We start from the raw sequence: 23,792 nt of genomic DNA on the forward strand, positions 1-23,792 counted from the left end.
CTTGACCAATCGTTCCCACGCAGAGCGCGGGAACGATCACTGCGGCTTGATACGGTCCGAAGGCCGCCGCACCCCCGCCACTATCTTGTCCACAGCCTTGGTCGCCGCGACCATGCCGAACGTTGCCGTGACCATCATCACCGCGCCAAACCCGCCGGCGCAGTCGAGCTTCACCCCGTCGCCGACAAAACTCTTCTGCAAACAGATGCTGCCGTCCGGCTTCGGATAGCGCAGTTGCTCCGTGGAAAACACGCACGGCACGCTGTAATGCCGGGTCACGGTGCGCGAGAAACCATAATCGCGGCGCAACGTCGAGCGCACTTTCGAAGCCAGCGGATCGTTGAAGGTGCGGTTCAGATCGCAGACCTGAATCAGCGTCGGATCGATCTGCCCGCCGGCGCCGCCGGTGGTGATGATCTGGATCTTGCGGCGCTTGCACCAGGCGATCAGTGCCGCTTTGGCGTTGACTGCGTCAATGCAGTCGATCACGCAGTCGATGTCCGGCGTGATGTATTCGGCCATGGTATCGCGGGTGACGAAATCGGCGACCGCATGCACCGTGCAGTTCGGGTTGATCCCGCGCAGGCGCTCGGCCATCACGTCGACCTTGGGCTTGCCGACGGTGCTGTCCAGCGCATGCAACTGCCGGTTGGCGTTACTGACGCAGACGTCGTCGAGGTCGAACAGCGAAATCTCGCCGACACCGCAACGGGCCATGGCTTCCGCCGCCCAGGAACCGACGCCGCCGACACCGACGATTGCCACATGGGCGGCGCGCAAGCGTTCCAGGCCTTCGATGCCATACAAACGGGCGATGCCTGCAAACCGCGGATCTTCTGTACTCATGACCATTACCCCAAAAACCGGCGCGCATTATAGGGCTACGCAGCGACAAGTTTTAAGCTGCAAGCGACAAGTGTAAGAACTTAAGTCAAAGAGGCTTGCCCAATGTGAGCCATTTCCCTGTCTGATGTACGACCGGCGAACGGCCGGTGTAGGATGCGCGCCCTTTGGCGCTTTGCCGACCGATCCTTCGTTCCACAGCCTTTGGAACCCGAAATAGCTATGTCATCGCGTAAATTTGGACTCAACCTGGTGGTCGTGCTGGCCATCGCTGCCCTTTTCAGCGGTTTCTGGGCGTTGATCAACCGTCCGGTGTCAGCGCCGAACTGGCCGGAGCAGATCTCCGGTTTCTCTTATTCGCCATTCCAACAGGGACAATTCCCACAGAAAGACCAATACCCGACTGACGACGAAATGCGCCGCGATCTGGAGATCATGAGCAAGCTGACGGACAACATCCGCATCTACTCGGTCGACGGCTCGTTGGGCGACATTCCTAAACTGGCCGAAGAGTTCGGCTTGCGTGTGACCCTCGGTATCTGGATCAGCCCCGATCAGGAGCGTAACGAGCGGGAAATCGCCAAAGCCATCGAACTGGCCAACACTTCGCGCAGCGTGGTGCGCGTGGTGGTCGGCAACGAGGCGCTGTTCCGTGAAGAAATCACTCCTGAAGCGCTGATCGTTCTGCTGGACCGCGTGCGTGCTGCGGTCAAAGTACCGGTGACGACGTCCGAGCAATGGCACATCTGGGAGAAATACCCGCAACTGGCCAAGCACGTTGACCTGATCGCCGCCCACGTTCTGCCGTACTGGGAATTCATTCCGGTCGACAAGGCCGGCCAGTTCGTCTTCGACCGCGCGCGCGATCTGAAAAAGCTGTTCCCGAAAAAGCCGCTGCTGCTCTCCGAAGTCGGCTGGCCGAGCAACGGTCGCATGCGCGGTGGCGCCGATGCGTCGCCGGCTGATCAGGCGATTTACCTGCGCACGCTGGTCAACAAGCTTAACCGCCAAGGCTTCAACTACTTCGTGATCGAAGCGTTCGATCAGCCATGGAAGGCCAGTGACGAAGGTTCGGTCGGCGCCTACTGGGGCGTGTTCAACGCCGCGCGCCAGCAGAAATTCAATTTCGAAGGCCCGGTCGTCGCGATTCCGCAGTGGCGCGTACTGGCTATCGGCTCGGTGGTGCTCGCGCTGTTGTCGCTGACCCTGCTGATGATCGACGGCTCGGCCCTGCGCCAGCGCGGCCGCACGTTCCTGACCTTTATCGCGTTTTTGTGCGGTTCGGTGCTGGTGTACATCGGTTACGACTACAGCCAGCAATACAGCACGTGGTTCAGCCTGACAGTGGGTTTCCTCCTGGCGCTCGGTGCGCTCGGCGTGTTCATCGTGCTGCTGACCGAGGCCCATGAACTGGCCGAAGCGGTATGGATTCACAAGCGTCGGCGTGAATTCCTGCCGGTGGTTGGCGACTCCAGCTATCGCCCGAAAGTCTCGATCCATGTGCCGTGCTACAACGAGCCGCCGGAGATGGTCAAACAGACCCTCGACGCCCTCGCCGCGCTCGATTATCCAGACTATGAAGTGCTGATCATCGACAACAACACCAAGGACCCGGCAGTGTGGGAGCCGGTGCGCGATTACTGCGCGACCCTCGGCCCGCGCTTCAAGTTTTTCCACGTTGCACCGCTGGCCGGGTTCAAGGGTGGCGCGCTGAACTACCTGATTCCGCACACCGCCAAGGACGCCGAAGTGATCGCGGTGATCGACTCCGATTACTGCGTGCACCCGAACTGGCTCAAGCACATGGTGCCGCACTTTGCTGACCCGAAAATCGCTGTGGTGCAGTCGCCGCAGGATTATCGCGACCAGAACGAAAGCACTTTCAAGAAGCTCTGCTACGCCGAGTACAAAGGCTTCTTCCACATCGGCATGGTCACCCGCAACGACCGCGACGCGATCATTCAGCACGGCACCATGACCATGACTCGCCGTTCGGTCCTGGAAGAACTGGGCTGGGCCGACTGGTGCATTTGTGAAGACGCCGAACTGGGTCTGCGCGTGTTCGAAAAAGGCCTGTCGGCGGCGTATTACCACGACAGTTATGGCAAAGGCCTGATGCCGGATACGTTCATCGACTTCAAGAAACAGCGTTTCCGCTGGGCCTATGGCGCGATCCAGATCATCAAGCGCCACACCGCCAGCCTGCTGCGCGGCAAGGACACCGAGCTGACCCGCGGCCAGCGCTACCACTTCCTCGCCGGCTGGCTGCCGTGGGTCGCCGATGGCATGAACATCTTCTTCACCGTCGGCGCACTGCTGTGGTCGGCGGCGATGATCATCGTGCCGCAACGGGTCGATCCGCCGCTGCTGATCTTCGCGATCCCGCCGCTGGCGCTGTTCGTGTTCAAGGTCGGCAAGATCATCTTCCTTTATCGTCGCGCGGTTGGCGTCAATCTCAAGGATGCATTCTGCGCGGCGCTGGCCGGGCTGGCGTTGTCGCACACCATCGCCAAAGCGGTGCTGTACGGCTTCTTCACCAGCAGCATTCCGTTCTTCCGCACACCGAAAAACGCCGACAACCATGGCTTCTGGGTGGCGATTTCCGAGGCGCGCGAAGAAGTGTTCATCATGCTGCTGCTGTGGGGCGCGGCGCTGGGGATATTTCTGGTCAACGGCATGCCGAGCAATGACATGCGCTTCTGGGTGGTGATGCTGCTGGTGCAGTCGCTGCCGTATCTGGCGGCGCTGATCATGGCGTTCCTGTCGTCGCTGCCCAAACCTGCCGTTGCGCAGGAACCGGCGCCGGTCGTCTAAATCGGCACCGATGCACTAAACGGCGGCCAATGGTCGCCGTTTTGCTTTAAGATAACCGCCATTTTGCGGGGCTTGGCGTGATACGCGGTGTAACCGACCGAACCCAATCCCTGTGGGAGCGAGCTTGCTCGCGAAGGCTTTGTAACATTCAACCCTTATGTTGCCTGATACACGGTTTTCGCGAGCAAGCTCGCTCCCACATCGGCCCCAGCTCAAATTCATGATCCCGGAGTTTTCCATGACGGCCCACGCCGACCTTTCGCCTACCCTCCAGCTCGCCATCGACCTGATCCGCCGTCCGTCCGTGACGCCGGTCGACGCCGATTGCCAGAAGCAGATGATGCAGCGCCTGGGCGATGCCGGTTTCACTCTCGAGCCGATGCGCATCGAAGATGTGGATAACTTCTGGGCTACCCACGGCAACGGTGAAGGCCCGGTGCTGTGCTTCGCCGGCCACACCGACGTGGTGCCGACCGGCCCGGTCAGCGCGTGGCAGATCGACCCGTTCAACGCCGTGATCGACGAACACGGCATGCTCTGCGGCCGTGGCGCGGCGGACATGAAAGGCAGCCTGGCGTCGATGACCGTTGCCGCCGAGCGCTTCGTCGCCGACTACCCGAACCACAAGGGCAAGGTCGCGTTCCTGATCACCAGCGACGAAGAAGGCCCGGCGCATCACGGCACCAAAGCGGTGGTGGAGCGTCTCGCTGCACGCAATGAACGTCTGGACTGGTGCATCGTCGGCGAACCGTCGAGCACCACCCTGGTCGGCGATGTGGTCAAGAATGGCCGTCGCGGCTCGCTCGGCGCCAAGCTCACGGTCAAGGGTATCCAGGGGCACGTGGCCTACCCGCATCTGGCGAAAAACCCGATCCACCTCGCCGCCCCGGCACTGGCCGAACTGGCTGCCGAGCATTGGGATCACGGCAACGATTTCTTCCCGCCGACCAGTTTCCAGATATCCAACGTCAATTCCGGCACTGGCGCGACCAACGTGATTCCGGGCGATCTGGTGGCGGTGTTCAACTTCCGCTTCTCTACCGAATCGACCGTTGAGGGCTTGCAGAAACGCGTGGCCGATATCCTCGACAAGCATGATCTGGACTGGCACATCGACTGGGCGCTGTCCGGTCTGCCGTTCCTCACCGAACCGGGCGCACTGCTCGACGCGGTGTCGGCGAGCATCAAGACCATCACCGGTCGCGAGACCAAGGCGTCCACCAGCGGCGGTACTTCCGATGGTCGTTTCATCGCGACCATGGGCACGCAGGTGGTTGAGCTGGGCCCGGTCAACGCGACCATTCACCAGGTCAACGAGCGCGTACTGGCGGCGGACCTCGATGTGCTGACCGAGATCTACTACCAGACCCTGATCAAGTTGCTCGCCTGATGCTCGCCTGCCCCCTCTGCAGTGAACCGCTGACCGCGGTCGACAACGGCGTGGTCTGCCCCGCCGGGCACCGCTTCGACCGTGCGCGTCAGGGTTACCTGAACCTGTTGCCGGTGCAGCACAAGAACAGCCGTGATCCGGGCGACAATCAGGCGATGGTCGAAGCGCGCCGCGACTTTTTGAACGCTGGGCATTACGCACCGGTGGCCAGGCGTCTGGCCGAATTGGCCGCCGGTTATGCGCCGGATCGCTGGGTCGATATCGGTTGTGGCGAGGGTTACTACACCGCGCAGATCGCCGAGGCCTTGCCCAACGCCGACGGCTACGCGCTGGATATCTCCCGCGAGGCGGTCAAACGCGCCTGCAAGCGTAACCCGGCGATCAACTGGTTGATCGCCAGCATGGCGCGCGTGCCGTTGGCGTCGGGCAGTTGCCAGTTTCTCGCCAGCGTCTTCAGTCCGCTGGACTGGGATGAGGCCAAGCGTCTGCTCAGTGTGGGCGGCGGTCTGATGAAAGTCGGCCCGACCCGCGGCCATTTGATGGAACTGCGCGAACGCCTGTACGACGAAGTGCGCGAATACACCGACGACAAGCATCTGGCCCTGGTGCCTGAAGGCATGGCGCTGGCGCACAGTGAGACGTTGGAATTCAAACTGACGCTGGACAAGCCCGAGGATCGCGCCAACCTGTTGGCGATGACACCCCACGGCTGGCGTGCCAGTGCCGAGCGTCGCGCGGCGGTGATCGAACAGGCCGAGCCGTTCGAGACCACCGTGTCGATGCGCTACGATTATTTCGTTCTTGAATAACTTTTGGTTCCGGGCGAGTGCCCGGGGCCGGCTAAATCCGCGAATGGATTTTTCAGACCCGCAGTGAGGACATCCATGCGCCAACCGGATATCGAGATTTACCTGAAAGACGCCGACGTCGACCACAAGGCCATTGCCGCCTGGCTTGGCGCCGCGCTGGGCCCGTGCAGCGACTGGGTGCAGAAAGGTCAGACGTACAAGTGCAAGGCCGGCACTATCCCGGTGACCTGGCTGCCGAAAGCCGTGGGCAAGTGGAACAGCCTGTACCTGGAAAGCGACCAGACCCCATGGGACGACGACATCGCCTGCGCCCGCGCCGCATTCGCTGCGCTGAACGTGGAAGTGCGTTGCGCGCCGGGGACGTGGGTTGAAGAAGAAGGTGAAGAGACGGCCGATCGCTGGATTCGCATCAGCGCTGATGGTGAAGAAGAAATTACCTGGAAAACGGCTTAAAAGCAGCTGCAAGCTTTGAGCTGCAAGTTCAAGCCGAACTGCTTTGACTTGCAGCTTGTAGCTTGTAGCTTACCGCTCGAAGCTGCTTTTCGATCGTTCCCACGCTCCGCGTGGGGAACGATCATCAAACGGCCTGACAGCGGCTGCAAGTTATTAGCTGCAAGCTGCAAGCTGCAAGTTCAAGCCGAACTGTTTTGAGTTGCAGCTTGTAGCTTACCGCTCGAAGCTGCTTTTAAAGACCTATGACGTCTTCAGCCTGCAAGCCCTTCTCGCCGCTGATCACGGCGTACTCAACCTGCTGGCCTTCAGTCAGCGATCGATGCCCTTCGCCGCGAATCGCGCGGTAGTGTACAAACACATCCGCCCCGTCTTCGCGCTGAATGAAGCCATAACCCTTGGCGTCGTTGAACCACTTCACATTGCCGGTTTCGCGTGTTGCCATCTGTTCATACTCCTTTTTTATTATTGAACGGGCTTTTCGCAGGAAAGCCTCAGAGGAACGTCAGCCTGCGTCCGACGTCCATAACAGGGCACCGGCAACAGAGCGCCGAGTATATGACAGGTGGAAAAAGTCTCAACAGGAGATTACTTCGGCGCTTTTTTGCCGATTTTCCGTGAATCCGGCACACTATCGACCGCCCGAGCACCTGCTCGGTTTTATTCACTCATGCAGAAGCCGTATGACCCGTTCCCCGTTCCGCCGTCTTGTGTTTGGCACCCTGCGCCGCCTGTTGTACCTCTGGGTTCGCTCGGAGACGATCAATCAGTCGTCGTTCACCCTCAACCTCGACCGCAGTCGTCCGGTGTTCTACGTCCTGCAAAACCCATCGCTGACCGATCTGGCGGTGGTCGACACCGAGTGCACCAAGGCCGGCCTGCCGCGTCCGGTGCTGGCCGTGTCGGTGGGTGCGCTGATCGAGCCGGCAGCGTTTTTCTACCTGACCCCGGACCCGGACTGGCTCGGCCGCCAGGACAAACGCGGCGCGCCGCCGACCTTGACCCGGCTGGTCAGCGCGCTGTCGCAAAACGCCGCCGAAGATGCGCAGATCATTCCGGTCAGCGTGTTCTGGGGCCAATCGCCGGACAGCGAAAACAGCCCGTGGAAGTTGCTGTTCGCCGACAGCTGGGCGGTCACCGGCCGTTTGCGGCGATTGCTGAGCATCATTGTCCTGGGCCGCAAAACCCGCGTGCAGTTCTCCGCGCCAATCCATTTGCGCGAACTGATCGATCACAACAAGGGCCACGAACGCACCGTTCGCATGGCCCAGCGAATTTTGCGTGTGCACTTCCGCAACCTGAAAGCGGCGGTGATCGGCCCGGACATTTCTCACCGGCGCAATCTGGTCAAAGGCTTGCTCAATCAGCCGCTGGTCAAGCAGGCGATCCTCGACGAAGCCGAGCGCGAAAACATCTCCCCGGAAAAAGCCAAGGCCCAGGCCCTGCGCTACGGCAACGAGATCGCCTCGGACTACACCTACACCGCGATCCGCTTCCTCGAAGTGGTGCTGAGCTGGTTCTGGAACAAGATCTACGACGGCATCAAGGTCAACCACATCGAAGGCGTGCAAGAGGTCGCTCAGGGTCACGAAGTGATCTACGTGCCGTGCCACCGCAGCCACATCGACTATCTGCTGCTCTCATATCTGCTGTTCCGTAACGGCCTGACCCCGCCGCACATCGCCGCCGGGATCAACCTCAACATGCCGGTGATCGGCAGCCTGCTGCGCCGCGGCGGCGCGTTTTTCATGCGCCGTACGTTCAAGGGCAACCCGCTGTACACCTCGGTGTTCAACGAATACCTGCACACGCTGTTTACCAAAGGCTTCCCGGTCGAATACTTCGTCGAGGGCGGCCGCTCGCGCACCGGACGCATGCTGCAGCCGAAAACCGGCATGCTCGCGATTACCCTGCGCAGCTTCTTGCGTTCGTCGCGCATGCCTATCGTGTTTGTGCCGGTGTACATCGGCTACGAGCGCGTGCTGGAAGGTCGCACCTACCTGGGCGAACTGCGCGGGGCGAGCAAAAAGAAAGAATCGATTTTCGACATTTTCAAAGTCATCGGAGCGTTGAAACAACGCTTCGGTCAGGTGGCGGTGAATTTCGGTGAGCCGATCAAACTCGCCGAATTCCTCGACGCCGAGCAACCCGACTGGCGCCAGCAGGAACTCGGTCCGCAGTTCAAACCGGCGTGGCTTAACGAAACCACTAACCGCCTCGGCGAAAAAGTCGCGCGGCATCTCAATGAAGCCGCAGCGATCAACCCGGTGAATCTGGTGGCACTGGCATTGCTGTCGACCACGCGTCTGGCGCTGGACGATCGCGCCATGGCGCGGGTGCTGGATCTGTATCTGGCGCTGCTGCGCAAAGTCCCGTACTCGCCGCACACCACCCTGCCCGAAGGCGATGGCCGCGCGTTGATCGAGCATGTGAAGGACATGGACCTGCTCGCCGAACAGAACGATGCGCTGGGCAAGATCCTCTATCTGGACGAACAGAACGCCGTTCTGATGACCTACTACCGCAACAACGTGTTGCACATCTTCGCCCTGCCGTCGCTGCTGGCGAGCTTTTTCCAGAGCACCTCGCGCATGAGCCGCGAGCAGATCCTGCGCTACACCCGCGCGCTGTATCCGTACCTGCAATCGGAGCTGTTCATTCGCTGGACACTGGATGAACTCGACGGTGTAGTTGATCAATGGCTGGAAGCGTTTGTCGAGCAAGGCCTGCTGCGTTTCGAGAAGGACTTGTACCTGCGCCCGGCACCGAGTTCACGACATTTCGTGCTGCTGACGCTGCTGTCAAAAAGCATCGCGCAGACCTTGCAGCGTTTCTACATGACCGTGTCCCTGCTGCTCAACAGCGGCCAGAACAGCATCAGCGCCGAAGAACTGGAAGACCTGTGCACGGTCATGGCCCAGCGCCTGTCGATCCTCCACGGTCTGAACGCTCCAGAATTTTTCGACAAGAGCCTGTTCCGTCACTTCATCCAGACGATGCTCGACCTCGACGTGCTGCGCCGCGACGAAGCCGGCAAGCTCAGCTACCACGAACTGCTCGGCGAGCTGGCCGAAGGCGCGGCGAAACGCGTGTTGCCGGCGGAGATTCGCTTGTCGATCCGCCAGGTGGCGCTGCATCGCAGTGAAGATGCGGCGGACCAGCTCCCACCTCAACCTGAGGCCTGATGCAAATCCCCCTGTGGGAGCGAGCCTGCTCGCGAAGACGGTTGATCAGTCACTGGAAATATTGACTGAACCACCGCTTTCGCGAGCAGGCTCGCTCCCACATTGAAAGGAAATCTACCCATGAAAAAATTGCTGACTATTACCGCCGCCACGCTGCTCAGCGCCTGCCAATCCACCACCCCGGACGGCAAAATCGGCCTCGACGGCGAAGTCTTCTACCTGCAACGCATCGCCCTGCCACCGAGCGCAACCTTAAGCGTCAGCTTGCAAGACGTGTCCCTGGCCGATGCGCCAGCCGTCGTCCTCGACCAACAGGAAGGCCCAGTCAAAGGCCAGGTGCCGCTGCCGTTCCACTTGAGCTACGATCCGGCGCAGGTCAAACCCGGCCATCGCTATTCGGTCAGCGCGCGCATCGAGGTCAACGGTGAGCTGATGTTCATCACCACCGAAAACCATGCCGTGCAACTCGACGGCAGCGACCCGCAGCCGCTGAAAATCCGCGTCGACGCCGTCCGCTAATTCATGTTCCGCCACAAGGAAGCCGCCATGCGCCGCCCTACCCTTCGCTTCGCCGCTATTTGCACCGGCCTGATGATCTCTGCCAACGCCCTGGCCCTGTCGCTCAGCGACCTGTCGCAACAAGACGCCGCCGGCGGCCTCAAGGATGCCCTGACCCAAGGCGCACAAATCGCCGTCAAACAGCTGGGCACGCCCGGCGGTTTCAGTAACAACCCCGAAGTGAAGATCGAACTGCCAGGCAAACTCGGCAAAGCCGCGAGCAAGATGAAAGCCTTTGGCATGGGCGCCCAGGTCGAAGAACTGGAAACCGCGATGAACAAAGCCGCGGAATCCGCCGTGACCCAGGCCCAGCCAATCCTCGTCGACGCCGTGAAGAAAATGAGCGTGGCCGACGCCAAAGGCATCCTCAGCGGCGGCAACGACTCGGCCACTCAATACCTGGATAAATCCAGCCGCGAACAGATCCGCGCCAAGTTCCTGCCGATCGTCAAACAAGCCACCGACAAGGTCGGCGTCGCGCAGAAGTACAACTCCTTCGCCGGCCAGGCCGCCGCATTCGGCGTGGTCGACGCGAAGAGCGCCAATGTTGAAAACTACGTCACCGAACAGGCACTCAATGGCCTGTTCGAGATGATTGGCAAGCAGGAAGAAACGTTGCGCCAGAATCCTGCAGCGGCGGCGACGAGTCTGGCGAAGAAGGTGTTTGGGACGCTTTAAGCGGTCACGGCATGGGGGCGAAGCAACTCGCCTCCGTGCTTACATTTGCGTATAGGGCTACGTAAAAAATATACCCATTCCCGCCCCATCTTCCTTCGCTCGAAAACCTGCAATTCAATCAGTCCCTTTAATACCGACGCAGCTTCCGCATACGAACAGACAAAGTTTCCCGCCACATTGTTGGCAGTGAACTCTTTTGCAACTCCGCTTTTTGCCACTTGATAAACCGCACGCTGTTTCTCTGTCAACTGCTCGAAAAAGCCTGAACTGACGAGCCAGCGCTCGAAGTCTTCGGTATAGGCAACAGTTCTGCGGTAAACGTCGGTGAATCCAAGCACCGCACGCTGGATGATCGAGCATTGAAATTCGATGAAATAGGTCAGGTCCAGCTCATCCGCCTCGCTGTGTAAATACGAACGTCCATATTTCACCGGCGCGTTGCGCAATAGCAAACTGATCGCGATATAGCGAAAAGCTGCGAACTCGTTTTTGAACATGAACCAGTAAAACAAAGCTCTGGCGACCCGCCCGTTTCCATCGCGGAAGGGATGTTCATAGCCCAATGCAAAGTGCAGCGTGATTGCCTTGATCAGGGGATGCAGGTAGTTCTTCTCGAGCGTTGAGCCGTGAGACAGGTTGACCCAATCCGAGAGTTTCTCCAGCCGCGCAACCAAACCCTCAGCAGGCGGCGGCCGATGCACAGTGTCACCCGCGCCATCCTGCACGACGACTTCATCATTGGCCCGGAAAACTCCGGGGGAATATTGCTCGTCATCGATCCCTTCGACACCGACCTGATGGATCGCGGCGATCAACGCCACGCTCAAGGGTTCGTGACGTTGTTCCCAGGCAAAATTCATCATCCGGTCATTACCCAGCACCATGCGCTCGTCGGGGGTGCGCGGCTGGCGCTGACGTTTGAGCATGTCTTTCGCAACTCGGGTGGTGGTTGCAGCGCCCTCCAACTGGCTACTGGCGATGGCTTCATCTTCGATCAGATCATTGAGCAGATAAGAAAAGTGCATCCGCTCACAGATCTGACTGCTCATGTAGTCCAGCGCAGCCGTACTGGTGTGACGATCAACGACAGACAGGGTTTTCTGCGCCAGCGGCGTCTGCACATATTTGCCCCATTGCAACGGCTCGCCCAACGGCAACAGATTGATGTACTGCGCCGCCCGCGCCTTCTTTACCAATGCCCAACAAAGATTCGCTTCCAACCCCGCAGCCCAGCGATAGCGCAGCGCCTCGAATGGCAGGTAACGGCCCTGATCATCCAATGGCTTTAGCAACGCAAGATAATCTGCCAAGCGTTCCTTATGGGGAGAACGAGCCAACAGTTCGAAAACAGGGTCGGTCCTGCCGCTTGATTTCGGTGGCTTCTTCATCGGGGCAGACTCAAGGATTGCGGAAAACAGAAGCCGGAGTACAACATTCGACGCGCAGCGGCTCAAGATCGGAGGTTTCTGAAAAAGATGTAGGACGGTGGGAGCATGTCAGAGTGGTAATTGTCGGCTGCCCGGCCGCCATCGCTTGCAGGCAAGCTCCCACAAAAACCGCGCCCATCGCTAGGCCGAGTGCCAGCTCGCCTGCTTTTGAGCTCGCTGTTGATCTTGGTCGCCGGCGCCATTGAAGGTTGAGGCTTGAAATCAGTCTGAAAATCAAAAGCCCCTCACCCTAGCCCTCCCGAAGCGTCGGACCGCCCGGAGGGAGAGGGGACTGACCGTGGTGAATGCGAAACTTACACCGAAATGCGATACCGAGTTGAACGCAGCTTTTGAACGGCTCGCAAATCGGCTCCCTCTCCAGGGGGAGAGGGCTGGGGTGAGGGGCAGCCACACCACAAAACCAAAGCCAACCGCCACGCTTCTAACCACTCATTACAATGAGCGCCAGCTCGAGTGCCCTTGATCTTGCCTAACCAGCGACATCGGAAGGCTGAGCGCAGGGATTGATCCGGGCGTGGGAGCGCAGCGACCGTCTGGCGCAGCCAGACACAGCGGACGTAGGTGCAGCGCAGCAAACCGTAGCCGCTGCGCCCGGATCGATCCCGGAGCGAAGGGACCCGAGCTTGGTCGGCCCGAAGGCCGCCAAGGCTCAAACCTCCCGACGAACCCTGAACCACGCCGCATACAACGCCGGCAAAAACAGCAGCGTCAACGCCGTAGCCACAATCAACCCGCCCATGATCGCCACCGCCATCGGCCCGAAAAACACACTGCGCGACAACGGTATCATCGCCAGCACCGCCGCCAGCGCCGTCAACACAATCGGCCGGAACCGCCGCACCGTCGCCTCGATAATCGCCTGCCATGGCTTGAGCCCCGAGGCGATATCCTGTTCGATCTGATCCACCAGAATCACCGAGTTGCGCATGATCATCCCCGACAGCGCAATCGTCCCCAGCATCGCCACAAAGCCGAATGGCTGGCGGAACACCATCAGGAACAACGTCACCCCGATCAACCCCAGTGGCGCCGTGAGAAACACCATTGCCGTGCGCGAAAAGCTGCGCAACTGCACCATCAACAGCGTCAGCACCACCACAATGAACATCGGCACCCCGGCATTCACCGAAGCCTGCCCGCGCTGGGAATCCTCCACCGTGCCGCCGACATCCAGCAGATAGCCATCTGGCAATTCGGCGCGGATCGAATCCAGCGTCGGCATGATCTGCTTGACCAGCGTTGCAGGCTGCTCCTTGCCGTAGATATCCGCCCGCACGGTCACGTTCGGCAGACGGTTGCGGTGCCAGATGATCCCTTCCTCGAAGCCATATTCCAGCGTGGCAATCTGCGACAGCGCGACACTGCGGCCGTTATCGGTCGGCACCGCCAGACTTGGCAGCAGCGACAACTCGGTGCGCTCATGCACCGTGCCGCGCAGGAGGATTTCGATCAATTCATTGTCTTCGCGGTACTGACTGACGCTCGACCCGGTCAACGAACTCTGGAGGAATTTCGCCAGATTCGCCGTGCTCACGCCCAGCGCCCGCGCGCGCTCCTGATCGATATTCAGGTAAACGACCTTGCTCGGCTCTTCCCAATCCAGATGCACATTGACCACATGCGGATTTTCCCGAACCTTGGCCGCCACCTTGCGGGCCAGCGCGCGGACTTCTTCGATGTGCTCGCCGGTCACACGGAACTGCACCGGATAGCCAACCGGTGGACCGTTTTCCAGACGCGTGACCCGCGAGCGCAGCGTCGGAAATTGCTCGTTGAGGGTGTCGATCAACCATGTACGCAGTGTCTCGCGCTCCTCGATGGTTTTCGCCAACACCACAAACTGCGCGAAGCTCGCTGCCGGCAGTTGCTGATCGAGCGGCAGATAGAAGCGCGGCGAACCGGTGCCGACATAGGCCACATAATTGTCGATACCGGCGTGTTCCCTGAGCAGCGCTTCGAGACGTTTGACCTCACTGGTGGTGTTAGCCAACGACACACCCTCGGCCAGTTTCAGATCAACCATCAGCTCCAGTCGATTGGAGGCCGGGAAGAACTGTTGCGGGACGAAGCGGAACAGCACCACCGAGGCAATGAACAGCCCGACGGTCAGCACGATCACGGTTTTGCGATGTGCCACACACCACTCCACCAAACGCCGGACACGTTGATAGAACGGCGTGCCGTACGGGTCTGGATGACCGTCGCCCGTGCCATGCTTGGCTGCGTGAATTTTCGCCAGATCCGGCAGGAGTCTTTCCCCCAGGTACGGCACAAACATCACCGCCGCGACCCACGATGCGAGCAGTGCAATGGTCACCACCTGGAAGATCGAACGGGTGTATTCGCCAGTGCCGGACTGCGCCGTGGCAATCGGCAGAAACCCGGCAGCGGTGATCAAGGTGCCGGTGAGCATCGGGAACGCGGTGCTGGTCCAGGCGTAACTGGCCGCGCGGATGCGATCGAAGCCCTGCTCCATTTTGATCGCCATCATTTCCACGGCGATGATTGCATCGTCGACCAGCAACCCCAACGCCAGCACCAGCGCACCGAGGGAAATCTTGTGCAGGCCGATGCCCAGGTAGTACATGCAGGCGAAGGTCATCGCCAACACCAGCGGAATGGTCAACGCGACGACCATGCCTGTGCGCACACCGAGAGAAAAGAAGCTCACCAGCAACACGATCGCCAGCGCTTCGACCAACACCTGGACGAACTCGCCGACGCCGGTTTTCACCGCTGCCGGTTGGTCGGATACCTTGCGCAACTGCATGCCGGCCGGGAGGTTTTTCTGCAATCGCGAGAACTCGGTTTCCAGCGCTTTGCCGAGCACCAGAATATCGCCGCCGTCCTTCATCGCGACAGCCAGACCGATCGCGTCGTCGCCCATGAAACGCATGCGCGGCGCCGGCGGATCGCTGAAACCGCGACGCACGTCAGCGATATCGGCGATGCGGAACGTACGATCAGCGACACGAATCGGAAAGTTCTTTATCTCATCGACTGTCTGAAAATTTCCCGAGACCCGTAGCTGTAAACGCTCGCTGCCGGTTTCGAAGAACCCCGCCGTGGAGACCGCGTTCTGCTCTTCCAACGCTTGCTGCACCGCAGCCAGCGGCAAGCCGAGGGTTGCCAGCTTGACGTTGGACAGCTCGACCCAGATCTTCTCGTCCTGCAGCCCGAGCAGCTCGACCTTGCCGACATCCTTGACCCGTTGCAGCTGGATCTGGATGCGATCGGCGTAATCCTTGAGCACGGCATAATCGAAACCGTCGCCGGTCAACGCATAGATATTGCCGAAGGTGGTACCGAACTCGTCGTTGAAAAACGGCCCTTGAATGCCCGGCGGCAGGGTCTGGCGGATATCGCCGACTTTCTTGCGCAACTGATACCAGAGATCGGGAATTTCCTTGGAGTGCATCGAATCGCGGGCGATGAAGGTGACTTGCGATTCGCCGGGGCGGGAGAACGACATGATGCGTTCGTATTCGCCGGTTTCCATCAGCTTCTTTTCGATGCGTTCGGTGACCTGGCGCGAGACTTCCTGCGCCGTCGCGCCGGGCCAGCGGGTCTGGATGACCATGGCCTTGAAGGTGAACGGCGGGTCTTCGCTCTGGCCTAGTTTGGTGTAGGACAAAGCGCCCACAACGGCGAGCAAAAGCATCAGGAACAGTACGATCTGGCGATTACGCAGCGCCCATTCGGAAAGGTTGAAGCGCATCGGGGCTTACTCCTTGTTCGCCAGATTGACCACGCGGTTGGAGCGATCCACCGGCCGCACCTGCTGACCTTCGAGCAGCACATGGACCCCAGCGGCCACCACCCAGTCGCTGGCGCTCAAGCCTTCGAGCACCGGTACGGTTTTTTCACCGAACGGGCCGACGCGCACCGGGGTTTTCTTCAAGGTGTTGTTGGCGCTGACGACCCAGACGTAGGTCGCGCCGTTTTCGGCGGTGAGGGCCGAGAGTGGCACCGACAAGGACACGCTGTCGGCGGATTGCACGAAAACCCGCGCACTCTGACCCAGTTCCGCCGGGACTTTGCCGCTGGCAAAGGAAATCCGTGCGGCGAAGGTGCGCGAGCGCGGATCAGCCGCTGGCGACAATTCGCGGATCTGCCCGGTAAAGCGCTGGTTCTGCTGGGTCCACAATTCGACGGTGACCGGCTGCCCGACCTTAAAGCGGCCGAAGCTTTGCTCAGGCAGGCTGATCAACACTTCCCGCTCGCCATCGGTAGCGAGGGTGAACACCGTCTGCCCGGCGGCGACCACCTGACCGACTTCCACCGAACGCTTGGCCACCACACCATCCTGCGGCGCGCGCAGTACCGCGTAACTGGCCTGATTGGTCGAGACGTTGAATTCGGCTTTGATTTGTTTAAGGCGGGCTTCGCCGGAGCGGTATAGATTTTCGGCGTTGTCGTAGGCCGAGCGGCTGACCATCTGCCGCTCCATCAGGGTCTTGTAGCGATCACGCTCGGCGCGCACCAGATTGAGATTGGCTTCGGCGGCAGCGACCTGGGCGCGCGTGGCTTCCAGTTGCAGGCGTACATCCTGCGGGTCGAGTTCGGCCAAGGGCTGGTCAGCTTTCACTCGCTGGCCTTCATCGACCAGTCGTCGGCTGACCTTGCCGCCGATACGAAACGCCAGATCGGGCTCGTAACGCGCGCGGACTTCGCCGGGATAACTTTCCATCGCCTGCGCCGAAGGCTCTGGCTGCACCACCATGGCCGGTCGCACGGTGACTTGCGTCACCTCTTCCTGACCGCACGCCGACAACAGAAACGCCAGACTCGCTGGCAGTGCAAAGGACAACGCATGGCGGAACATGGTGACGGACCTTTCGCTAATGGTGCTTGGAATATTTATACTGGCCGGTATGGTATTAATAGCAAACTCACCAGTCCAGTATTAAAGCGAAGAATGTCGAACAATCTTTCAGCTCCAAACGGCCCGGGCCGCCCCAAGGATCTGGCCAAACGCCAGGCTATCCTCGACGCGGCGAAAATCCTCTTTCTCACTCATGGCTACGCCAACACCAGCATGGACGCGGTGGCCAGCGAGGCCGGTGTGTCAAAACTGACGGTCTACAGCCATTTCAACGACAAGGAGACCTTGTTCTCTGCCGCGGTGGTGGCCAAATGCGAAGAACAACTGCCGCCATTGTTCTTCGAATTGCCGGACGGCATTTCGGTGGAAAATGTGTTGCTGAACATTGCCCGGGGGTTTCATCAACTGATCAACAGTGAGGAATCGGTGAATCTGCACCGGTTGATCATGGCGCTGGGCAGTCAGGACCCGAATCTGTCGCTGATCTTTTTCCAGGCCGGCCCCGAGCGCATGGTGCAGGGCATGGAGCGACTGTTGACGCGTATCCACGAGACCGGCGCGCTGAACATCGATCTGCCGCGCAATGCCGCTGAGCATTTCTTTTGCCTGATCAAGGGTGCGGGGAATTTTCGGCTGTTGTATGGCTGTGGCGAGCCGTTGAGCGAAGAGGCTGCGGAGAGCCATATTCAGGAAGTTGTGGCTTTGTTTATGCGCGCTTACAGGCCCTGACTTTTAAGGTGTCTGAGCGGACGCCTTCGCGAGCAAGCTCGCTCCCACATTGGAATGCATTCCAAATGTGGGAGCGAGCTTGCTCGCGAATGAGGCGACTCGGTTTAAGGCTTGAGCGCTTTCTTCGGATAAATGTCATAGCGGCTGGATTTGCCATCCAGCGCATGACTCGGCTTCGGCCCTTCAATGCACGGCGCCTTGCGCGGGCGCTTGACCACCACCCGGTGCGTCGCTAATGCCAAAGCCGCCTGCAACAGCGCCGGCGCATCCGGATCGTCGCCCACCAGCGGCCGGAACAGGCGCATTTCTTTTTTCACCAACGCGGTTTTCTCCCGATGCGGAAACATCGGGTCGAGATAGATCACCTGCGGCGGCTCCCCCTCCCAATGGCGCATGACCTCGATGGAGTTGCCCTTGAGCAGCTTCATCCGCGCCACAATGGGCGCCACATCGAAATCTTCCGCCGCCCGCGCCAGACCGTCTTCCAGTAGCGCGCCAATCAGCGGCTGGCGCTCGATCAGGCTCATTTCACAGCCGAGGCTGGCCAGCACGAACGCATCCTTGCCCAGCCCCGCCGTGGCATCCAGCACGCGCGGGCGCACGCCTTGGGCGATACCGACCGCTTTGGCGATCATCTGCCCGCTGCCGCCCCCGTACAAACGCCGATGCGCCGCGCCGCCCTCGACGAAGTCGACCCGCACCGGCCCCGGTGCGTCCGGGCCGAGCTGTTGCAGCTGCAAACCCTGCTCGCCGACCTGCAAAGCGAACTCGCCGTCAGCCTCAGCCAGCGGCAGGCCGAGGCGTTCGGCCCATTGCTCGGCTTGCGCTTGAAACGTCGCGGCGAGGGCCTGGACATGGATGCGGCAGGCCGCGGGTGACTCGATCATGAAAAAACGCTCAAAAAAGTTAAGGATCGACAAAAACCGCCGATAAACCATTCAACGCGCATTTTGCCAGAGCTGAGCGTCAACCGAAAAAAATGTCAGGCATTCTTCCCACATCGATTGGCTACATTTCGCCCCATGGCGATTTCAGCCGTCATAACACTCAAGCACTGAGCGGCGTCACTCACCTGTGGCAGGATTTCTTTGCCCAGGCGCTGGCTGAACAGTCGAGTGAAGTGGTGCCAGCCTGCGGCACATTCCCACCGGTTGACCTGAACAGCCCGCAAGAGCCAACCATTGGCAGCGAACTGCACGCGCACATCGTCAGTCAGCGCGAGTGCGATGTGGTGGAAACCCAAGTGCGTCCGCCGGAGCCATTGTTCCTGCCGATCGCCGAGTTCGAGATGGAATTGCTCGACAAGCCGTTCCCACCGTTCCCGCCGGAAGAACTCAAAGCCCAGCAGGCACAGCAGGATTTCGACCGTAGCTGGGTCCGCCCGATCGTGATCAACAACGGTCAGCCAATGCCAGAACCAGGCCCGGCACCACAGAAGAAGCCGCTGTACCTGCCGATTGCCGAGTTCGACCTCGATCTGCTGCAAAAACCTTATCCGCCGTTCCCGCCGGAAGAAATTGTCGAGCAGCAAAAAGCCCTCGACTTCGATAACGGCTGGGCACGCCCGATCGTTCTGCAGAACCTGCGCCTCGCCGCGTAAACCTCAGCGACACACGCTCCAGCGCCCGACATCAACGTGAAAGTGATTGCGATGGGCGGCGTTGTAATCCGGACTCAACACCACACTGAACGCCTCGCAGGCGCCGTCTCGCACTTGACGCAGGAACCGTGCGTCCTGGTTGTCCTTGGGCCAGTCCTTGAGCACGCTGATGCTGCGCCCGTCAGCCAGGCGAAAGCCGGCGATGTCCAGCGCATCGGCGCTGGCGTGACGGCTTAGCGCCCCACTCTCGCGGTTATAGACGTTGCGACAGGCGAAGCTGCCAAGGTGATCGAGGCGCGCAACTTTCTGACCGTAAACGGCTTGCGCGGCCGGTTGCAGGGAATGATGTTCGAACATCGCGTAAGCCACCGCCAACGGGCAACTGGCGAGGAAACTGCTACTCAGCGCGGTCTCACCACCCTGTACGCGTAATGTGCCAATCAACGGGCACTTGGCGCCGGGGCTGTCGGATTGCGGTGAAACGCGCAGATCCGAACTGCTCAAGGCCAGGGCGCAAAGTGCCGGGTCGCTGCGCAGACGCATCAGTTTGTAACCGGTGAGCCAATTGGGCGTGGCTTTGATATCCAGCGGCGCCCACGGATTCCACTGCACCGGCACGTCCAGCCAACCGCGCCAGACGTTGACCACAGCGCCGCCCAGCGCCAGCAGGATCAACCAGAAGATCCAGCGCCCCATGCTCAGCCTTTGAATAGTTGATTGGCCTTGGCGTACGGCATCGACTGCGACGTGAAGCCAAAGGTGCCCGACTGCTGGATTTCCTCAGCGGCGCGGAAAAACTCGCCAAACGCCGCCAGCGCCAAGGCCGAACCGGTGCTGACCCGCCGCACGCCCATGTCCTGCAATTGCTGCACCGTCAGTTGCAAACCGCCGGACATCAGCACATTCACCGGTTTCGGCGCCACCGCCCGGACCACCGCCAGCACTTCTTCGGCATTGCGCAAACCCGGCGCATACAACACGTCGGCGCCCGCCTCGGCGAACGCCTGCAAGCGGCGGAGGGTGTCGTTGATATCAGGATTGCCGTGCAGGTAGTTTTCCGCGCGGGCGGTCAGAAGGAAGGGAAACGCTAGCGTGCGCACCGCCGCGACTGCGGCCTCAATACGCGCCACGGCGTGTTCGAAACAGTAGATCGGCGCATCAGGGCGGCCAGTGGCATCTTCGATCGAACCGCCCACGGCGCCGGCTTCAGCGGCGCGCAGCAGGCTCTGGGCACACTCGGCGGGGTCATCGGCAAAACCGTTTTCGAGATCCACTGCCACCGGCAAATCGGTTGCCGCGACAATCGCGCGAACATTGGCCAGGGTCTCGTCCAGGCTCAACGCACCATCGGCCTTGCCTTGCGAAAACGCATAACCGGCACTGGTGGTCGCCAGGGCCTGATAGCCGAGGCTGGCGAGCATTTTCGCTGAGCCGGCGTCCCACGGATTGGGAATTACAAAAATCCCTGGCTGTTCATGCAGGGCTTTGAAGGCGAGCGCTTTACGGGCTTGTTCGTTGCGGGCTGAAGCGTCCATCGGCAGGCTCCGGGCAGGAAAACACACGCGCCTCAGAGCAGGCCAAGTTGCTCGGCGGCGGGTTCTCTGTATAGCTCAGGCAGCGCTGGCAAGCCAGGCAAACGGTGCATCAATTGCGTGTGAAAACGTTGCGCCAGCTTCGCCGCGAGCAGATTGTCGGCGGTGTGCAGGAAGATATACGGCGTGCGCCCTTCCTCGATCCACTCGGCGATCTTGCTCACCCACGGCAGCAGAAACGGGTCGTTGGCTTCAAGCTCGGGGTGGCCGATGAAGCGCACCTGCGGGAACTGGGTAAACGCCGCCGGACGCGTCGGCACTCGCGGCTTTTTCGATTGCGCGTGGATGACCGAAGACTCGGTCGACAGGCAACTGAACAGCGCACGCGGATCAAGGCAGATACGCTCGACGCCACGATCCAGCAGCAGGCGATTGAGCAAGCGCTCACTCTCGCCCTTGGCGAAAAACTGCTCGTTGCGCACTTCGACCGCCAACGGACAATCCAGCGCATCGATGAACGCCGCCAGTTCCGGCAACCGCTGCGGGGTAAAACTTTTCGACAACTGCAGCCACAACGGCGACACCCGTTCGCCGAGCGGCTTGAGTAATTGCAGGAAGGTTTCGGCGGCGGTCAATTGATCGCGCAAGTCACCGCTGTGGCTGATGTCGCCGGGGAATTTGGCGGTGAAGCGAAAGTGCTCGGGCATGATCTCGCCCCAACGCTGCACGGTGGCGACCGACGGGCTGGCGTAGAAGGTCGTGTTGCCTTCGACGGCGTTGAACACTTGGGAATACAGACCGAGAAAGTCGGAGGTTTTTGCGTCTACCGGATACAGATACTCGCGCCAGGCGTTTTCGCTCCAGGACGGGCAGCCGAGGTAGTAAGGCAGCGCCATCAGATATACAGATCGAGACCCAGCACGTCGGCATCCCAATCGACAAAACCCGCAGTGCTCAGGTAACTGGCCAGGGCCATCGCTACGCTTTTGCTCATCGCGCGGTGGTAGATCATGTCTTGCTGACGGGCGGGCAGGTTGCTCAGGCGTTGCGCGGTAGCTTTGGCAGCAGCACGGGCCGCCAGTTGTTCTTCAGTCGGAAACTCCAGCTCGCCGTCGATATCGTCGAGGGATTCGTCCACCGTCACAGGGCCTTTGCGAGGCTTGCGCTTGATGGGATAGGACTGAGAGGAAACGCCGTCTATACGCATAATTTCATGCTCGGTATCAATGATGGCAATTTAGCGGCACCTGACCGACTTAGCAAACTGCCGAGTGATAACTAGAACACATAAAGCGCAAAAGGTTTTAAACGAGGGGAAAAAACTGACGATTGGCGATATTTCGATGTGACTTATTTCCCTGTAGAAGCGAGCTTGCTCACGAATGCGCCGTGTCAGACTAATTTCCTTATTTGAAACACCGCTTCGCGAGCAAGCTCGCTCCCACAGGTTTTTGGTGAATCAGCGGGCTTTGGGGGTAGCGACTTTATCGCGCAGGTAGACCGGTTGCGCGTCGTCCGCCGGGATCGACTCGCCGCGCGCCCAGGCAAACCGCGCCAGAGTCAGCAGGTCTTCGGCGTGGGGCAGCATGCCGGCATCGGCGCCGGTCAGGTTGACCGCAATGCGCTCGCTGTAGCCCCAACCGGTGCCCGCACCGAACCACTCGCCAGTGGCGTCGGCCGGCAGCGCTGCGACTTCCGGTGGCAACACCGCTTCGGCGCCGACCAGACACATCTCACCTGCCGTCTCGCGATAGCAGCCCCAATAGACTTCGTCCATGCGTGCGTCGATGGCCGCCGCGACCTGACTCACGCCGTGTTCGCGCAACGCACGCTGGGCCAGCACCGCCAGATTGGACACCGGCAACACCGGACGATCCAGCGCGAACGCCAGCCCCTGCACCACGCCGATGGCAATCCGCACACCGGTAAATGCACCTGGCCCGCGACCGAACGCAATGGCGTCGACCGCTTGCAGCGTAGTGCCTGCATCAGCGAGCAACTGCTGGATCATCGGCAGCAATTTTTGCGCGTGCAGGCGCGGGATCACCTCGTAATGGCTCGTCACCTTGCCATCGTGCAGCAAGGCAACGGAGCAAGCTTCAGTCGCGGTGTCCAGGGCCAGCAAGGTACTCATCGATGTTTCCAGAACAGGAGTGGGAAAAAGGTGCGCCAGTATAAACAACTACGGCCCGCAAGCGGGCCGTGGATGATGCAGCGGTTCAGACTTTTCAGCTCAGCGCCGCGAGGACCTTGGCGGTGATCGCATCGACCGAACCAACGCCCGGAATGTGGCTGTACTTCGGCTTGCCGCCATTCTTCGCGGAGAGGTTCTGGTAGAACTCCACCAGCGGCTTGGTCTGCGAATGGTAGACCGACAGACGATGACGCACGGTTTCTTCGGTGTCGTCCTTGCGCTGCACCAGCTCTTCACCGGTGATGTCGTCTTTGCCGGCCAGTTTCGGCGGGTTGTAGACGATGTGGTAGACGCGGCCGCTGGCCTCGTGAACACGACGGCCGGCGATGCGCTGGACGATCTCTTCGTCTTCAACGGCGATTTCGACCACGGCGTCCAGCTCGACACCGGCAGTCACCAGCGCTTCAGCCTGCGGAATGGTGCGCGGGAAGCCGTCGAACAGGAAACCGTTGGCGCAGTCAGGCTGGGCAATGCGGTCCTTGACCAGGGCGATGATCAGGTCATCCGACACCAGGCCGCCGGCATCCATGATGCTCTTGGCTTGAACGCCCAGTGGTGTACCGGCCTTGACCGCTGCGCGCAGCATGTCGCCGGTGGAAATTTGTGGAATGCCGAATTTCTCGGTGATGAACTTAGCCTGAGTACCTTTACCGGCCCCGGGAGCTCCCAGCAGAATGACGCGCATTAGATGTGCTCCTCAATTTTTTTATAAAAAGCTTTTACAAAACAAAGGATTC

At 60.4% G+C, this 23,792-nt stretch carries 21 protein-coding genes; 9 read left to right on the forward strand and 12 right to left on the reverse strand.

The window, feature by feature from the left end:
- Window positions 1-36: 36 nt before the first annotated feature.
- Window positions 37-852, reverse strand: coding sequence for a tRNA cyclic N6-threonylcarbamoyladenosine(37) synthase TcdA (tcdA, locus tag V6F91_RS04530; protein ID WP_332762658.1), 816 nt, complete (start codon window positions 850-852; stop codon window positions 37-39).
- A gap of 213 nt (window positions 853-1,065) precedes the next feature.
- Between tcdA and V6F91_RS04535 the strand changes: the two genes are divergently transcribed.
- The 4 genes from V6F91_RS04535 to V6F91_RS04550 all read left to right on the forward strand — a co-directional run bounded on the left by V6F91_RS04535 (window position 1,066) and on the right by V6F91_RS04550 (window position 6,309).
- Complete coding sequence (locus V6F91_RS04535; protein ID WP_332762660.1) at window positions 1,066-3,657, forward strand: glycosyltransferase; 2,592 nt, start codon at window positions 1,066-1,068, stop codon at window positions 3,655-3,657.
- Window positions 3,658-3,895: 238 nt separating this feature from the next.
- Window positions 3,896-5,047 carry a succinyl-diaminopimelate desuccinylase gene (gene dapE / locus V6F91_RS04540; RefSeq protein WP_332762662.1) on the forward strand — a complete coding sequence of 384 codons (1,152 nt, stop codon included), beginning with the start codon at window positions 3,896-3,898 and terminating at the stop codon, window positions 5,045-5,047.
- Entirely contained in the window at window positions 5,047-5,856 is an 810-nt protein-coding gene (locus tag V6F91_RS04545; protein ID WP_332762664.1) for a putative RNA methyltransferase, read from the forward strand. Before dapE ends, V6F91_RS04545 begins: the two co-directional genes overlap by 1 nt.
- A gap of 75 nt (window positions 5,857-5,931) precedes the next feature.
- Complete coding sequence (locus tag V6F91_RS04550; protein WP_332762665.1) at window positions 5,932-6,309, forward strand: hypothetical protein; 378 nt, start codon at window positions 5,932-5,934, stop codon at window positions 6,307-6,309.
- Window positions 6,310-6,541: 232 nt separating this feature from the next.
- On the opposite strand, the gene V6F91_RS04555 is transcribed toward V6F91_RS04550, so the two are convergent.
- A complete protein-coding gene (locus V6F91_RS04555) occupies window positions 6,542-6,751 on the reverse strand; it encodes a cold shock domain-containing protein (protein WP_090281986.1) in 210 nt (69 codons plus the stop codon).
- Window positions 6,752-6,989: 238 nt separating this feature from the next.
- On the opposite strand from V6F91_RS04555, the gene plsB reads away from it, so the two are divergent.
- The 3 genes from plsB to V6F91_RS04570 all read left to right on the forward strand — a co-directional run bounded on the left by plsB (window position 6,990) and on the right by V6F91_RS04570 (window position 10,727).
- Window positions 6,990-9,491 (forward strand): glycerol-3-phosphate 1-O-acyltransferase PlsB, encoded by a 2,502-nt coding sequence (gene plsB, locus V6F91_RS04560; RefSeq protein WP_332762672.1) that lies wholly within the window; start codon window positions 6,990-6,992, stop codon window positions 9,489-9,491.
- A 120-nt stretch (window positions 9,492-9,611) separates the two neighbouring features.
- The gene (locus V6F91_RS04565; RefSeq protein WP_332762674.1) at window positions 9,612-10,010 is read left to right on the forward strand and encodes a YbaY family lipoprotein; all 399 of its coding nucleotides are present in this window, start codon (window positions 9,612-9,614) and stop codon (window positions 10,008-10,010) included.
- 27 nt (window positions 10,011-10,037) lie between these two features.
- Entirely contained in the window at window positions 10,038-10,727 is a 690-nt protein-coding gene (locus V6F91_RS04570; protein WP_093104297.1) for a DUF4197 domain-containing protein, read from the forward strand.
- On the opposite strand, the gene V6F91_RS04575 is transcribed toward V6F91_RS04570, so the two are convergent.
- The 3 genes from V6F91_RS04575 to V6F91_RS04585 form a co-directional block, all read right to left on the reverse strand.
- Window positions 10,724-12,115 carry a Fic family protein gene (locus V6F91_RS04575; RefSeq protein WP_332762677.1) on the reverse strand — a complete coding sequence of 464 codons (1,392 nt, stop codon included), beginning with the start codon at window positions 12,113-12,115 and terminating at the stop codon, window positions 10,724-10,726. The two genes, V6F91_RS04570 and V6F91_RS04575, sit on opposite strands and share 4 nt — an antisense overlap.
- A 709-nt stretch (window positions 12,116-12,824) precedes the next feature.
- Window positions 12,825-15,893, reverse strand: a complete 3,069-nt coding sequence (locus V6F91_RS04580) for an efflux RND transporter permease subunit (protein ID WP_332762678.1) — start codon at window positions 15,891-15,893, stop codon at window positions 12,825-12,827.
- A gap of 6 nt (window positions 15,894-15,899) precedes the next feature.
- Window positions 15,900-17,000 carry an efflux RND transporter periplasmic adaptor subunit gene (locus V6F91_RS04585; RefSeq protein WP_332762680.1) on the reverse strand — a complete coding sequence of 367 codons (1,101 nt, stop codon included), beginning with the start codon at window positions 16,998-17,000 and terminating at the stop codon, window positions 15,900-15,902.
- Between the two features lie 93 nt (window positions 17,001-17,093).
- On the opposite strand from V6F91_RS04585, the gene V6F91_RS04590 reads away from it, so the two are divergent.
- Window positions 17,094-17,729: a TetR/AcrR family transcriptional regulator gene (locus V6F91_RS04590; RefSeq protein ID WP_332762683.1), complete on the forward strand. Its 636-nt coding sequence runs from the start codon at window positions 17,094-17,096 to the stop codon at window positions 17,727-17,729.
- Window positions 17,730-17,833: 104 nt separating this feature from the next.
- On the opposite strand, the gene V6F91_RS04595 is transcribed toward V6F91_RS04590, so the two are convergent.
- Window positions 17,834-18,616 carry a class I SAM-dependent methyltransferase gene (locus tag V6F91_RS04595; RefSeq protein ID WP_423815310.1) on the reverse strand — a complete coding sequence of 261 codons (783 nt, stop codon included), beginning with the start codon at window positions 18,614-18,616 and terminating at the stop codon, window positions 17,834-17,836.
- Window positions 18,617-18,708: 92 nt separating this feature from the next.
- Between V6F91_RS04595 and V6F91_RS04600 the strand changes: the two genes are divergently transcribed.
- A complete protein-coding gene (locus tag V6F91_RS04600; protein WP_332762685.1) occupies window positions 18,709-19,329 on the forward strand; it encodes an energy transducer TonB in 621 nt (206 codons plus the stop codon).
- A gap of 3 nt (window positions 19,330-19,332) precedes the next feature.
- Here V6F91_RS04600 and V6F91_RS04605 read toward each other — a convergent pair whose 3' ends face one another.
- From V6F91_RS04605 to adk, 6 genes are all read right to left on the reverse strand, one after another.
- Window positions 19,333-20,025 (reverse strand): extensin family protein, encoded by a 693-nt coding sequence (locus V6F91_RS04605; RefSeq protein ID WP_332762687.1) that lies wholly within the window; start codon window positions 20,023-20,025, stop codon window positions 19,333-19,335.
- A gap of 2 nt (window positions 20,026-20,027) precedes the next feature.
- Window positions 20,028-20,864 (reverse strand): isocitrate lyase/phosphoenolpyruvate mutase family protein, encoded by an 837-nt coding sequence (locus V6F91_RS04610; protein WP_332762689.1) that lies wholly within the window; start codon window positions 20,862-20,864, stop codon window positions 20,028-20,030.
- Window positions 20,865-20,896: 32 nt separating this feature from the next.
- Window positions 20,897-21,757: a DUF72 domain-containing protein gene (locus V6F91_RS04615; RefSeq protein ID WP_332762691.1), complete on the reverse strand. Its 861-nt coding sequence runs from the start codon at window positions 21,755-21,757 to the stop codon at window positions 20,897-20,899.
- Window positions 21,757-22,068 (reverse strand): hypothetical protein, encoded by a 312-nt coding sequence (locus V6F91_RS04620; protein WP_090281974.1) that lies wholly within the window; start codon window positions 22,066-22,068, stop codon window positions 21,757-21,759. Before V6F91_RS04620 ends, V6F91_RS04615 begins: the two co-directional genes overlap by 1 nt.
- Before the next feature lie 252 nt (window positions 22,069-22,320).
- Window positions 22,321-22,995 carry a tRNA (adenosine(37)-N6)-threonylcarbamoyltransferase complex dimerization subunit type 1 TsaB gene (tsaB, locus tag V6F91_RS04625; RefSeq protein WP_332762694.1) on the reverse strand — a complete coding sequence of 225 codons (675 nt, stop codon included), beginning with the start codon at window positions 22,993-22,995 and terminating at the stop codon, window positions 22,321-22,323.
- Between the two features lie 94 nt (window positions 22,996-23,089).
- Entirely contained in the window at window positions 23,090-23,740 is a 651-nt protein-coding gene (gene adk / locus V6F91_RS04630; protein ID WP_039762420.1) for an adenylate kinase, read from the reverse strand.
- Between the last annotated feature and the right edge of the window lie 52 nt (window positions 23,741-23,792).

It is taken from the genome of Pseudomonas koreensis (assembly GCF_036668835.1).
GTDB classification, from domain to species: domain Bacteria; phylum Pseudomonadota; class Gammaproteobacteria; order Pseudomonadales; family Pseudomonadaceae; genus Aquipseudomonas; species Aquipseudomonas koreensis_I.

Excerpts from the sequence above, each read along its gene's own strand:
- V6F91_RS04590 (WP_332762683.1), top strand. The coding sequence starts at position 17,094 with ATGTCGAACAATCTTTCAGCTCCAAACGGCCCGGGCCGCCCCAAGGAT.
- V6F91_RS04580 (WP_332762678.1), bottom strand. The coding sequence starts at position 15,893 with ATGCGCTTCAACCTTTCCGAATGGGCGCTGCGTAATCGCCAGATCGTA.
- V6F91_RS04575 (WP_332762677.1), bottom strand. The coding sequence starts at position 12,115 with ATGAAGAAGCCACCGAAATCAAGCGGCAGGACCGACCCTGTTTTCGAA.
- V6F91_RS04600 (WP_332762685.1), top strand. The coding sequence starts at position 18,709 with ATGTCAGGCATTCTTCCCACATCGATTGGCTACATTTCGCCCCATGGC.
- V6F91_RS04620 (WP_090281974.1), bottom strand. The coding sequence starts at position 22,068 with ATGCGTATAGACGGCGTTTCCTCTCAGTCCTATCCCATCAAGCGCAAG.
- dapE (WP_332762662.1), top strand. The coding sequence starts at position 3,896 with ATGACGGCCCACGCCGACCTTTCGCCTACCCTCCAGCTCGCCATCGAC.
- V6F91_RS04545 (WP_332762664.1), top strand. The coding sequence starts at position 5,047 with ATGCTCGCCTGCCCCCTCTGCAGTGAACCGCTGACCGCGGTCGACAAC.
- adk (WP_039762420.1), bottom strand. The coding sequence starts at position 23,740 with ATGCGCGTCATTCTGCTGGGAGCTCCCGGGGCCGGTAAAGGTACTCAG.
- V6F91_RS04570 (WP_093104297.1), top strand. The coding sequence starts at position 10,038 with ATGCGCCGCCCTACCCTTCGCTTCGCCGCTATTTGCACCGGCCTGATG.
- V6F91_RS04595 (WP_423815310.1), bottom strand. The coding sequence starts at position 18,616 with ATGATCGAGTCACCCGCGGCCTGCCGCATCCATGTCCAGGCCCTCGCC.
- V6F91_RS04610 (WP_332762689.1), bottom strand. The coding sequence starts at position 20,864 with ATGGACGCTTCAGCCCGCAACGAACAAGCCCGTAAAGCGCTCGCCTTC.
- V6F91_RS04585 (WP_332762680.1), bottom strand. The coding sequence starts at position 17,000 with ATGTTCCGCCATGCGTTGTCCTTTGCACTGCCAGCGAGTCTGGCGTTT.
- V6F91_RS04615 (WP_332762691.1), bottom strand. The coding sequence starts at position 21,757 with ATGGCGCTGCCTTACTACCTCGGCTGCCCGTCCTGGAGCGAAAACGCC.
- tcdA (WP_332762658.1), bottom strand. The coding sequence starts at position 852 with ATGGTCATGAGTACAGAAGATCCGCGGTTTGCAGGCATCGCCCGTTTG.
- V6F91_RS04605 (WP_332762687.1), bottom strand. The coding sequence starts at position 20,025 with ATGGGGCGCTGGATCTTCTGGTTGATCCTGCTGGCGCTGGGCGGCGCT.
- plsB (WP_332762672.1), top strand. The coding sequence starts at position 6,990 with ATGACCCGTTCCCCGTTCCGCCGTCTTGTGTTTGGCACCCTGCGCCGC.
- V6F91_RS04550 (WP_332762665.1), top strand. The coding sequence starts at position 5,932 with ATGCGCCAACCGGATATCGAGATTTACCTGAAAGACGCCGACGTCGAC.
- tsaB (WP_332762694.1), bottom strand. The coding sequence starts at position 22,995 with ATGAGTACCTTGCTGGCCCTGGACACCGCGACTGAAGCTTGCTCCGTT.
- V6F91_RS04535 (WP_332762660.1), top strand. The coding sequence starts at position 1,066 with ATGTCATCGCGTAAATTTGGACTCAACCTGGTGGTCGTGCTGGCCATC.
- V6F91_RS04555 (WP_090281986.1), bottom strand. The coding sequence starts at position 6,751 with ATGGCAACACGCGAAACCGGCAATGTGAAGTGGTTCAACGACGCCAAG.
- V6F91_RS04565 (WP_332762674.1), top strand. The coding sequence starts at position 9,612 with ATGAAAAAATTGCTGACTATTACCGCCGCCACGCTGCTCAGCGCCTGC.